Genomic DNA, 11190 nt, shown 5'->3' with positions numbered 1-11190 from the left:
TTGGGCAAAGAATACATTTAATTCATACAAAGACACTTGCGGTAAAATGTTATCCTTAAATTATTAATTAAATATTTTATAGAGCATTTCTTTTAATAAATCAGATTGTGGCAATGCATTAGCCCCTACTCCTTTGCTTTTAACGTCAACATCGCGCAAGGCTCCTACAATCTGACTTACTTTACGCATAGGATAATTTTTTATGGCCAAATCATACTCCTTTAAAAAATAAGGATTTACACCAATTGCTGCTGCAACATTTTTCGGATTTTTATCTTTCAGTCCATGATATTTTAGAAGCTGAACAAAGAATCCAAACACTAATCCTGTTGTCATAACCAGTGGATATTCCTTCGGATTATGTGCAAAATTCTCTGCAATTTTATAGGCTTTCAGCTGGTTTCGCTCCCCTATCGCTTTTCGCAGCTCAAAAACATTATAATCTTTACTAAAACCAATATTCTCCTCAATATGCTGGGGAGTTATCATGGTGCCTTGCGGTAAAATAATCTGAAGCTTTTCGAGTTCGTTATTAATCTTACTCAAATCGGTTCCTAAAAATTCAACCAGCATTGCATTGGCTTTTGGATCAATGGTGTATTTTTTTCCAGCAAGAACACGCTTTATCCAGTCACCAACCTGATTTTCATATAATTTTTTACTTTCGTAAACGACTCCTTTCTGAGCGAGTAGTTTGGTTACTTTTTTTCGTTTGTCGAGTGTTTTATATTTGTAACAAAAAACCAATACGGTTGTCTGCATTGGATTGGCGACATAAGATTCGATTTTGTCAATTGTTCTCGATAAATCCTGTGCTTCTTTTACAATAACAACCTGACGATCAGCCATCATAGGATAGCGCTTGGCCGTTGCTACTATATCTTCAACAGAGACATCTCTTCCGTACAAAACGGTTTGATTGAATCCCTTTTCTTCTTCAGCAAGCACATTTTGCTCGATATATTCCGATAATTTATCAATATAATAAGGTTCTTCCCCCATTAAAAAGTAAATTGGTTTTATATCTCCCGCTTTTATCTCATTAACAATTTTTACAACTTCGTCCATTAAAATTTTGTTTCAAGTTTCAGGTTTTTGCTTATGGTTTCAAAACTTGAAACTTTAAATCAGAAACCTGAAACTATTTTATATTTTTGTCTTATGTTAAAACTAAATTTTCCAACATATACTTTCCGATTCAAAAATAGCGAAAATAAAGTGTCAATTTTTGATGAAATCAGGAAAAAATTTATCATTCTTACTCCTGAAGAATGGGTTCGCCAACATGTTGTTCGGTTTCTGATGATTGAAAAAAAGTACCCAAAATCGTTAATAAACGTTGAAAAAGTACTTACGGTCAATGGCTTGCGAAAAAGATACGATGTAGTTGTTTTTAATTCTGATGGCTCTATACATATATTGGTAGAATGCAAAGCACCCGAAGTTAAAATCTCGCAGGCAACTTTTGATCAGATTGCGCGTTACAATATGACAATGCAGGCACGGTTTTTGAACGTCACAAACGGACTTAGTCATTTTTACTGTCAGATGGATTTTGAAAATGAAAAATATCAGTTTTTAAGAGGCTTACCGGATTATAACGAATAAAATAATATTAAAATAAATAAAAATTACTTTTGGATAAAATAGCTGTTGTAATTTTAAATTGGAATGGAGTAAAATTGCTGGAACAATTTTTACCTTCTATTATTCAATTTTCTGAGGGAGCTCAAATATATGTAGCTGATAATGCTTCAACAGATGATTCTATAAGTTTCGTTAAGAACAATTTCCCTACGATCAAGATCGTTCAAAACAATGGTAATCATGGCTTTGCAAAAGGTTACAATGATGCTTTGCAACATATTGACGCTGAGTTTTATGCTTTGGTGAATTCAGATATAGAAGTAACTCAAAATTGGCTTAATCCTATCATTGAAACTTTTAAAAATGAAAAGTTAACCGCTATTATTCAGCCGAAAATTCTGGACTATAAAAACAAAGAATACTTTGAATACGCAGGTGGAGCCGGTGGTTTCATTGATAAATACGGATTTCCTTTTTGTCGCGGACGTATTTTTGATACTATCGAAAAAGATAACGGGCAATACGATGACAACTGTGAGTTGTTCTGGGCATCAGGAGCTTGTTTTTTTATCAGAAGTGAAGTCTATCATGACCTGGGAGGTTTTGATGAAAGCTTTTTTGCGCATCAGGAAGAAATTGATTTGTGCTGGCGTGCTGCAAATGAAGGACACATCATTAAGTACAATTCGGCTTCAATTGTCTATCATGTTGGAGGAGCCACTTTGCAACAAGGGAATCCCAAAAAGACCTTTTTAAATTTTAGAAATTCATTATTAATGCTTGTCAAAAATTTACCAAAAAAGGGATTGTTTTTTGTGATTTTCTTCCGAATGGTTTTAGATGGTATTGCCGGTATTCGTTTCCTTACACAAGGAAAGTTCGGGAATACTTTTGCCATTCTGAAAGCGCATTTCTCTTTTTATTGCATATCTTTAAAATACCTTAGGAAACGTAAAGATTTCCAGATACAACAATACTATACCGTGAAAAGTATCGTTTACTTGTATTACATAAAGAAATTACTTGTATTTAAAGAAATCTTTAACAGTAATCAAAATATTAAGAACTAAATTTGTAATCAACGTTTAATTAAATATAATACCTATGAGAAAAATAGTTATCGCACTATCAGTATTAATGGCCTTAACTTCGTGTGTATCGAAAAAGCAATATGCTGCTTTAGAAGCTAAGAACAAAGAGATACAAGATTTATTAAACTCTTGCACAGTTAAATTAAATACTTGTCTCGAAGAAAAAGCAGGATTGGCAGCAACTGCTGAAAGCTATAAACAACACAATCAGGACTTGATCAGTACTTCTAAGGATTTAACTGTTTTAACTACTAAAGGAGCTGAGAACCTTGAAAAATCTTTAGAAAGCTTAAAAGAAAAAGATTTAAAAATATCTAGACTTCAGGATGCTTTAACTAAAAAAGACAGTGTAACATTGGCTTTAGTTACAAGCTTAAAAGGAGCTGTTGGAATTAATGATCCGGACATCGAAATCAACGTAGAAAAAGGAGTTGTATTTATTTCTATCGCAGATAAATTATTATTTAAAAGCGGAAGTTATGACGTAAGCGACAAAGCAAAATCTGTTTTAGCTAAAGTTGCAAAAGTTGTAAACGACAAACCAGATTTCGAATGTATGGTTGAAGGTCATACAGATGATGTTCCTTACAAAAGCAACGGAATTATCTTAGACAACTGGGATTTAAGTGTTAAACGTTCTACTTCAATCGTTCGTGTATTAACTAATGATCTTGGTGTAAACCCTGCTAAATTAATCGCAGCTGGTAGAAGTTCTTACGTACCATTAGTAGCTAATGATACTCCGGACAACAAAGCTCGTAACAGAAGAACTCGTATTGTGGTTATGCCAAAAATCGATCAGTTCTATGATATGATTGAAAAAGAAATGAAAAAACAAGCGAAATAATCTCGTTTTTACATAGTTCATTAAACAGAAAAAGCAGGTCAATCGACCTGCTTTTATGTATTCCTAATTTTTTAATAACCAATTAAATATAAATCAAGAATAGCATTATCTTTAAATTAACTAACTAAATTTTAACTAATCTAAAGTTAGTTAATTATTTTAGATTATTATATCATTTAAGTTTTTTTTTACAAATAGCCCGATTGGCTATTTTTTTTGCCTTTTAACGATTCTATACCGTAATTAAGAGGCAGCATATCAGCCACTTTCTTTTCTTTAATTTTTCCTAAATATCGCGTTATTTAAAGAACATCTCAGAATTTCTATTTTATCGCATAATTTAAAGGTAACATTTCTGCTACTCTTTCTTCTCCAATTTGGCCTAAAAATACAATATCTGATATGTTAGAGTTATTTCCATACTTATAAACGTAAAAAGTATCTGTCTCAAAAATAACACTTGATTCTTCTTTATTTTTAAATAAAAGATCGTAGGATGCAATATAACTTTCATTCTTATTTTTCTCTTTTGGCTGCTTTACCACTTCTACCTTTGTATAAAATTCTCCTTTGGATATTTTGAAACAATTTTCAGAAAAAACTTTATCGTAATTTTTAGACATTAAAAACTCATCTTTACTCCATACGTTATTGACTAAATTTCTAAAAAAGTTAATTTGGGAGCCTTTGAATGCTTCTTCCCTTTTTTTAGAAATAACTTCTGAATTGGCAGTTTCTTCAAAAAGACTCATACCAACATAAAAGTTTTTGATTACATCCCTCGAAAATATACTAAGGTTGCTAAAGGTAATTTCAAACTTTTGCAATTGATAACTAATTTTATACCCTAAAGAAGGATTTAAAATTATTAATGGTTTGTCAGAAAAAGCTTTTAAAATAAAATTTTGCTTATCATATTTAAAATAAATATCATTTTCATTTTGAATGACAACTTTTTCACTGTTTACTGTTTTTCCAATAAAATACTCTCTGAATATTTTTAATTTCTGACTTCTTGAAAACTTATCTTTTCTGCTTACCACTACTTCGTTAAGCGAATTTTTAGCAGCATGCAAGTGTATGTTAAAATTTTCCAGGGAATCAAAACTCGATATATACTCATTCTCGTATCCGTCGATACTTACTACCAGAATACGATTGGCACTAGGCTCGAATTCAATGGTATAATTCCCTTCTGCATCGGAAATAGTTGAAATGGTTGTTCCGTCAAAGTAAATATTTGCGCCTTTTAGCGGAATATCATCTTTCCCAGTGATCTTTCCCTTGAGGGTGTTTTGCGAAATTACACTGATTGAAACCAATAAGAATAAAAATAGAAAGTGGTTTTTCATAAAATAATAAAGGTTTGATTAATTATTAGCTAATTACTCAAACCTTTATCTATAAACCTAAATAATATCTAGTTTTTTCTTATAAAATATCAACATCTCCTTTTCCTTCTCTCACAATTACCGGCTCATGTTCAGACAGATCTATGATTGTTGACCCTATATTATCTCCATATCCGCCATCAATGACCAAATCTACGAGATTCTGCCATTTTTCAAAAATCAATTCCGGATCTGTTGTGTACTCAATTACATCATCTTCATCTCGAATAGAAGTCGACACCACGGGATTTCCCAACTGACGTACAATTTCAAGTATGATGTTATTGTCAGGAACACGGATACCTACTGTTGTTTTCTTTTTAAACTCCTTAGGCAGGTTATTATTTCCTGGCAAAATAAAGGTATAAGGTCCCGGCAACGCTCTCTTTAGAATTTTAAAAGTCGACGTATCGATTTGGCGCACATAATCGGATAAATTGCTTAAATCGTGGCAGATGAACGAGAAATTTGCTTTCTCCAGCTTAACACCTTTTATTTTTGCAATTTTTTCCAAAGCACGCGAATTGGTAATATCACAACCTAAACCATAAACAGTATCGGTTGGGTAAATTACCAAGCCTCCATTTTGAAGCACTTTTACCACTTTGGCTATTGCAGCTTCACTGGGTTTATCCGGGTATATTTTTATGAACTCAGCCATTTTTTTAGTTTAAAGTTTGTTTTTTTTTAGGCTACACGTTTCAAGTTTCAGGTTTCAGGTTTCAGGTTTCAGGTTGCTGTAGAATAACTTGAAACCTGAAACCTGAAACCTGAAACAAAAGACTTTCTATCCTACAACATCTAATTTAGCAAATCTTAGTAACAATTTCTTGATTCCGCCTACCTCAAATTTTATTTCGGCTTTTTTATCAGCGCCAACACCTTCCAAATTCACCACTTCTCCTTTTCCAAAGCGTTCGTGCATCACGACATTTCCAATGGTCAGTTTGTTATCAAACAAATTCGGAGCAGCACTATTTGGATTGACACCGCCAACTGGTTTTAATTTTCTGATATTCAAATCCGGCTTCGGATCATTGCCTGTAACATGTTTGGGCGGAGTACTTCCGATTGGTTTTGCCAGACGTAATTTGGATTTATCGATATCTCCAAAAATATCTCCGTCGATTGGTGACTTATAACGATAGTTGGTTTCTGAGGGTGTTAAATACTCCAGGTATTGACCGTCGATTTCTTCAATAAAACGCGATGGTTCACTATCCGTTAGTTTCCCCCAACGGTAACGCGACTGCGCATAAGTTAGATAAGCTTGATGTTCTGCACGGGTTAAAGCTACGTAAAATAAACGACGTTCTTCCTCTAATTCGCTACGGGTACTCATACTCATGGCACTCGGAAACAAGTCCTCTTCCATTCCCACCACAAAAACATGAGGAAATTCAAGTCCTTTAGCCAGGTGAATGGTCATCAACGCTACACGATCTTCATCAGAAGTATCTTTATCCAAATCTGTAGCTAGCGCCACATCTTCCATAAACTCTGATAAAGCTCCTCTTGCACCGTCGATTTCTTTTTGTCCTTCAGTAAAATCTTTCAGACCGTTTAAAAGCTCTTCAATGTTCTGAATCTTTGCCATTCCTTCCGGCGTAGCATCTTTCTTCAATTCCTGAACAAGTCCTGTTTTTTTGGCTACATAATCTGTAATGTAAAAAGCATCCTGATTCTGGTCGATCACCTGAAAACTCTGGATCATGGTAACAAAGTCTTTTACTTTATTCTTTGTACCGGCATTTAATTTCAAATCGATTTTGTCAATATTAACCATCACTTCCCAAATCGAACGTTTGTAATGATTGGCTGCAATGGTCAGTTTTTCAACGGTTGTATCTCCAATTCCACGCGCAGGATAATTGATTACACGAACCAAAGCCTCTTCGTCTTTTGGATTGATTACCAGACGCAGGTAACACAATACATCTTTAATTTCTTTACGTTGATAGAAAGACAATCCTCCGTAAATTCTGTATGGGATATCGCGTTTCCTTAAGGCATCCTCCATCGCACGGGACTGTGCATTGGTACGGTACAAAATTGCAAACGAACCGTTATGCAGCTGGTTTTGCATTTTCTGTTCAAAAATGGTACTGGCAACAAAACGCCCTTCTTCTGCATCCGTAATGCTTCTGTGGACTTTAATTTTTGCACCAAAATCATTTGCTGTCCAAACAACTTTATCCAGTTTGGTCTTATTGTGTTCCATTACCGTATTTGCGGCTTCCACTATGTTTCGGGTCGAACGGTAATTTTGTTCCAAACGGAACATAATTACACCTTCATAATCCTTCTGGAAGTTCAAAATATTATTGATATTCGCTCCACGGAAGGCATAAATACTCTGTGCATCGTCTCCAACCACGCAAATATTCTGAAACTTATCCGATAACGCTCTTACAATCAAATATTGAGAATGGTTTGTATCCTGGTACTCATCAACCAAAATATAACGGAAACGATTTTGATATTTCGCTAAAACTTCTGGAAAACGAGTTAGTAATTCATTGGTTTTAAGCAGTAAATCATCAAAATCCATAGCACCTGCCTTAAAACAGCGCTCTACATACTGCTGATAAATTTCACCTAAACGTGGTCTTTTGGCCATTGCATCGGCTTCGACTAGTTCAGGATTATTAAAATAGGCTTTTACTGTAATCAAACTGTTTTTGTAGTTTGAAATACGACCTAAAATCTGCTTTGGTTTATAGATGTCACGATCCAGCTGCATTTCTTTTATAATAGAAGAAATCAATCTGGCAGAATCCTGAGAATCGTAAATCGTAAAATTTGAAGGATACCCTAAATGATCCGATTCTGCACGAAGAATACGCGCAAAGATGGAGTGGAAAGTCCCCATCCAAAGATTCTTAGCTTCGCTGGCTCCTACGATATCTGAAATCCTGTGTTTCATTTCGCGGGCCGCTTTGTTCGTAAAAGTTAGTGATAAGATATTGAAGGCATCAATCCCCTGAGCCATCAAATAAGCAATTCTAATGGTTAAAACACGAGTTTTTCCTGAACCTGCACCAGCAATAATAATCATTGGCCCGTCTTTCTTTAGAACCGGCTGTCTTTGTGCTTCATTGAGCTGGTCAATGTACTTTTGCATGAAATTTTTCTCCATAATGATGCAAAAATAGCAATTATAGATGTAAAAAGAAATTAGTTCGTGAGTAAGTTATTAAGGTTTCAAGTTAGTTGTAGTTTATAGTAAAAACTCTATATTTTTCTGATTGCCCCTCTTTTAAATAGCGAAAAAACGAAGATCAGATATTGAACCTAGTTCTTAGTTTTTCTTTAAATTCTGAATAGTCAATAGTACGACCTGCTTTAATGTTTTCTTCGCTTTTTTGAAACTCTTGGATTAATATTTCTTCCGGAAATAATATAGCTGTAATAAGCTTTACTTCCTGATGTGTGAAATTTTTAGATTTCAATTTCCGATAATAAGTCGCGTGTTTTAAACCAAGTTTTTGCATAAAAAACTCTGCTTTATAATAAGATTTGCCAATTAACTCAGGCAGGCTATTGATGTAATTCTCATAATTTTCAACTATTTCTATCATATTATGATATTTTAAAATAACAAAGTATGATACAAAAATAGCATTTGTCACTACAACAACATCATAATCTGTTAATTATAACTTATTAGCCTCAGAAACTTAGTGCCTTAGAATCTCAGAACCTTAGAACCTCTTTACTTATAAAACACATCGTACGAGAATCTAATTAAAGTACCTATTACAACAATTAGAAAGAATACCCGAATAAAACCATTGCCTTTATTTATGGCGAGTTTTGCTCCTAGCCATCCCCCTAGTCCGTTGCTTACTGCCATTGGAATAGCGATTGTCCAAATAATTTTTCCTTTAATTGCAAACAAACAAATCGAGCCAAAGTTGGTTGCCAGATTCACCATTTTTGCATTCGCGGAAGCGTGTAAAAAATCAAATCCCATCAAAGCAATAAAGGCTACAACAAAAAAACTTCCGGTACCTGGACCAATAAAACCATCGTAAAAACCAACAATTATACTGATGAGAACTGCATACAAAATTTGTGTTGCAAAGGAATGATCTTTGGCTTCATGTTGTCCAAAATTTTTCTTGGCATAGGTGTAAATCAATAACAGCGATAAAACCACCAATAAAAGCGGTTTCATAAAATCATTGCTTACATAAGTCAGTAAAGTAGAACCCAAAAATGCCGACGGGACAGCCAAACACATCATAATTAAAAGAAGCTTCCACTGAATCACCACTTTTTTGAGATATTGAAAAGCCGCAAAAGCAGTTCCTGTAAATGCAGGCAATTTTAAGGTACCTATCACGGTCGAAACAGGTAAATTGGGTAACAGAATAAGTCCCATTGGGGTTTGAATTAATCCGCCGCCACCTACTATAGCGTCGATAAATCCTGCTGCAAAAGCTGCTAAACAAAGTAAAATGATGATGTAGGTTTCCATTATGATTGTATTTGAAGTCGTTTTAAGTAGACTTCACAAAAGTAAACTTCCAGATTGTTTATTACAATAATTTTAAAGTGGATTTCTCCTCAAAAAGTATATTTTTGCTGAAAATTTAAACCCAATGGATTTTACAAAAATTATAGAATTAGCCAGTTATACTTTACCTGCTGTTGTTACCGGATTTGTAGCTTACAGTTTTTTTGAATTACACATTAAAAACTTCGATAAAAAGCGCAATTTTTTATTGAACAAAGAGGCTCATAAAGAATCATTGCCGATACGTTTACAAGCTTATGAGCGCATGACTTTATACTTAGAGCGTATCAATTTGACTAAATTATTAATTCGTGTTGCGCCTATTTCAAACGAGAAGCACAACTATGAAAATTTTGTAATCGACCAAATCGAACAGGAATTTGAGCATAATTTAACGCAACAAATTTACATGTCGGATGAATGCTGGACGATTATTACGACAGCCAAAAATTCAACCATACAAATTATTCGCAAAGCCGCTATGAGCGACCGTGTTGACAGTGCAGACAAGTTACGTGAAGTAATTTTGAATGATTTACTGGAGAAACAATCTCCTAGTAATGCTGCTCTGGCGTACATCAAAAACGAAGTAGCAGATCTTTTCTAGATTTTTAGACTGGCTTAGACTAACTTAGACTAACTTAGACTGGCTTAGAGTGTTAGACAATTGGGTCATTCGATTCTTACATCTTTAGATTTAAGAATCGAATGATTTTTTTTGATTTTTCCCTTCGAATAATCCAAAAAAGTCTAAGCCAGTCTAACTATCTATTGTCACTCATAACTTCCGATTTGTTCTGAGCGTATTCATACCCTTGCTCCCACCATTCTTTCATGACTTCCTGATTGAAAATTAGGGCATTGTCGGTTAGTTTTGTTGGGGTGTAGTAAAGGTTTAGTTTTACATTTTTATTGTTTGCCAGCAGTTTTCCTATGGTAATATCATGTTTTTCAACCTGATCTAAAGCAATTCGGAACAAATCAATCATAAGGGAGAATGGATTTTTGCCAATAACCGTTTTATCCATATTAACTTCTGTTTCCAGAATGATTACGTCGATTTCTGTTGCTCCGCGGTTGATTGCTTCCCGGATTGGCACTAAGCTTGCAAATCCGCCATCGCCATATTCGTAGTTGTTTTTCTCTACCAAACTCATAAACGGAACATAATTGCTCGAAATCCAGGACCACTCGCAAAACTCCTCGTAAGTACAGTCTTTTACAGATTTATATTCGGCTTCATTTTTAGTAAAATTAGTTACGGTTATTACCACGTCACTATCCAGCTTTTTGAGTTTGTTAAAATCTGAAAGGGAAAAATTATTCTTAATGTATCGCTTGAGTCCTTTGCTTTCGCCAAAAGTTCTCTTGCCTTTAAAAAACTGACGTAATACGTTAAAATGATTGATGGTTACAATGTCTACCCCATCTTTAGTTTTGACCACAAATGGACATATATTAAAAATACTGGCCATGGTAACATTGGTATAAACGGAGTGAATTTTTTTAATATGCCCCAATGCCAAATGGGGTATCAGCAAGCTTCCGGTCGAAGTTCCTATAAACAAATCATATTCATGATTCTTTTCTTCGATTAGATATTGTGCTACACCGCCGGCAAATGCCCCTTTACTTCCTCCACCAGAAATAACCAATGCTCTCATATTTTTAAATTGTGCGTTTGGAGTTATGAATTAAATGTATCCGCAAATACTGCTTATGCACTTACTATCACTCAGTTTTCTATTCTTT

The 11190-nt window shown here is 34.3% G+C and carries 11 protein-coding genes; 4 read left to right on the top strand and 7 right to left on the bottom strand.

From position 1 onward, the window contains the following. Nucleotides 1–63: 63 nt before the first annotated feature. Nucleotides 64–1068: a DNA polymerase III subunit delta gene (gene holA, locus ACN1CN_RS00805; protein ID WP_291286279.1), complete on the bottom strand. Its 1005-nt coding sequence runs from the start codon at nt 1066–1068 to the stop codon at nt 64–66. 93 nt (nt 1069–1161) lie between these two features. Between holA and ACN1CN_RS00800 the strand changes: the two genes are divergently transcribed. Genes ACN1CN_RS00800 through ACN1CN_RS00790 form a run of 3 tightly spaced genes read left to right on the top strand, consistent with a single transcriptional unit; the run spans nt 1162 to nt 3525 of the window. Further along, the gene (locus ACN1CN_RS00800) at nt 1162–1608 is read left to right on the top strand and encodes a type I restriction enzyme HsdR N-terminal domain-containing protein (protein ID WP_419134298.1); all 447 of its coding nucleotides are present in this window, start codon (nt 1162–1164) and stop codon (nt 1606–1608) included. A 29-nt stretch (nt 1609–1637) separates the two neighbouring features. Next, a complete protein-coding gene (locus tag ACN1CN_RS00795; protein WP_419134297.1) occupies nt 1638–2657 on the top strand; it encodes a glycosyltransferase family 2 protein in 1020 nt (339 codons plus the stop codon). A gap of 34 nt (nt 2658–2691) precedes the next feature. Then, complete coding sequence (locus tag ACN1CN_RS00790) at nt 2692–3525, top strand: OmpA/MotB family protein (RefSeq protein ID WP_173968421.1); 834 nt, start codon at nt 2692–2694, stop codon at nt 3523–3525. Nucleotides 3526–3848: 323 nt separating this feature from the next. On the opposite strand, the gene ACN1CN_RS00785 is transcribed toward ACN1CN_RS00790, so the two are convergent. From ACN1CN_RS00785 to ACN1CN_RS00765, 5 genes are all read right to left on the bottom strand, one after another. Further along, nucleotides 3849–4877, bottom strand: coding sequence for a carboxypeptidase-like regulatory domain-containing protein (locus ACN1CN_RS00785; protein WP_419134296.1), 1029 nt, complete (start codon nt 4875–4877; stop codon nt 3849–3851). Nucleotides 4878–4956: 79 nt separating this feature from the next. Continuing rightward, nucleotides 4957–5577 carry an L-threonylcarbamoyladenylate synthase gene (locus tag ACN1CN_RS00780; protein WP_264523972.1) on the bottom strand — a complete coding sequence of 207 codons (621 nt, stop codon included), beginning with the start codon at nt 5575–5577 and terminating at the stop codon, nt 4957–4959. Nucleotides 5578–5703: 126 nt separating this feature from the next. Next, nucleotides 5704–8040 carry an ATP-dependent helicase gene (locus ACN1CN_RS00775; protein WP_419134295.1) on the bottom strand — a complete coding sequence of 779 codons (2337 nt, stop codon included), beginning with the start codon at nt 8038–8040 and terminating at the stop codon, nt 5704–5706. A gap of 157 nt (nt 8041–8197) precedes the next feature. Continuing rightward, entirely contained in the window at nt 8198–8497 is a 300-nt protein-coding gene (locus tag ACN1CN_RS00770) for a hypothetical protein (RefSeq protein WP_264523974.1), read from the bottom strand. A 134-nt stretch (nt 8498–8631) separates the two neighbouring features. Further along, complete coding sequence (locus ACN1CN_RS00765) at nt 8632–9399, bottom strand: sulfite exporter TauE/SafE family protein (protein ID WP_264523975.1); 768 nt, start codon at nt 9397–9399, stop codon at nt 8632–8634. 124 nt (nt 9400–9523) lie between these two features. Here ACN1CN_RS00765 and ACN1CN_RS00760 point away from each other — a divergent pair, with 124 nt between their 5' ends. Further along, a complete protein-coding gene (locus ACN1CN_RS00760; protein WP_419134294.1) occupies nt 9524–10045 on the top strand; it encodes a hypothetical protein in 522 nt (173 codons plus the stop codon). Nucleotides 10046–10202: 157 nt separating this feature from the next. On the opposite strand, the gene ACN1CN_RS00755 is transcribed toward ACN1CN_RS00760, so the two are convergent. Beyond that, nucleotides 10203–11102 carry a patatin-like phospholipase family protein gene (locus tag ACN1CN_RS00755; RefSeq protein ID WP_264523977.1) on the bottom strand — a complete coding sequence of 300 codons (900 nt, stop codon included), beginning with the start codon at nt 11100–11102 and terminating at the stop codon, nt 10203–10205. Nucleotides 11103–11190: the final 88 nt, after the last annotated feature.

The organism is Flavobacterium sp. T12S277, from assembly GCF_048514875.1.
Lineage (GTDB): Bacteria > Bacteroidota > Bacteroidia > Flavobacteriales > Flavobacteriaceae > Flavobacterium.
Note: the sequence above shows the minus strand (reverse complement) of the source record. Positions and strands in the feature narration are given on the sequence as shown.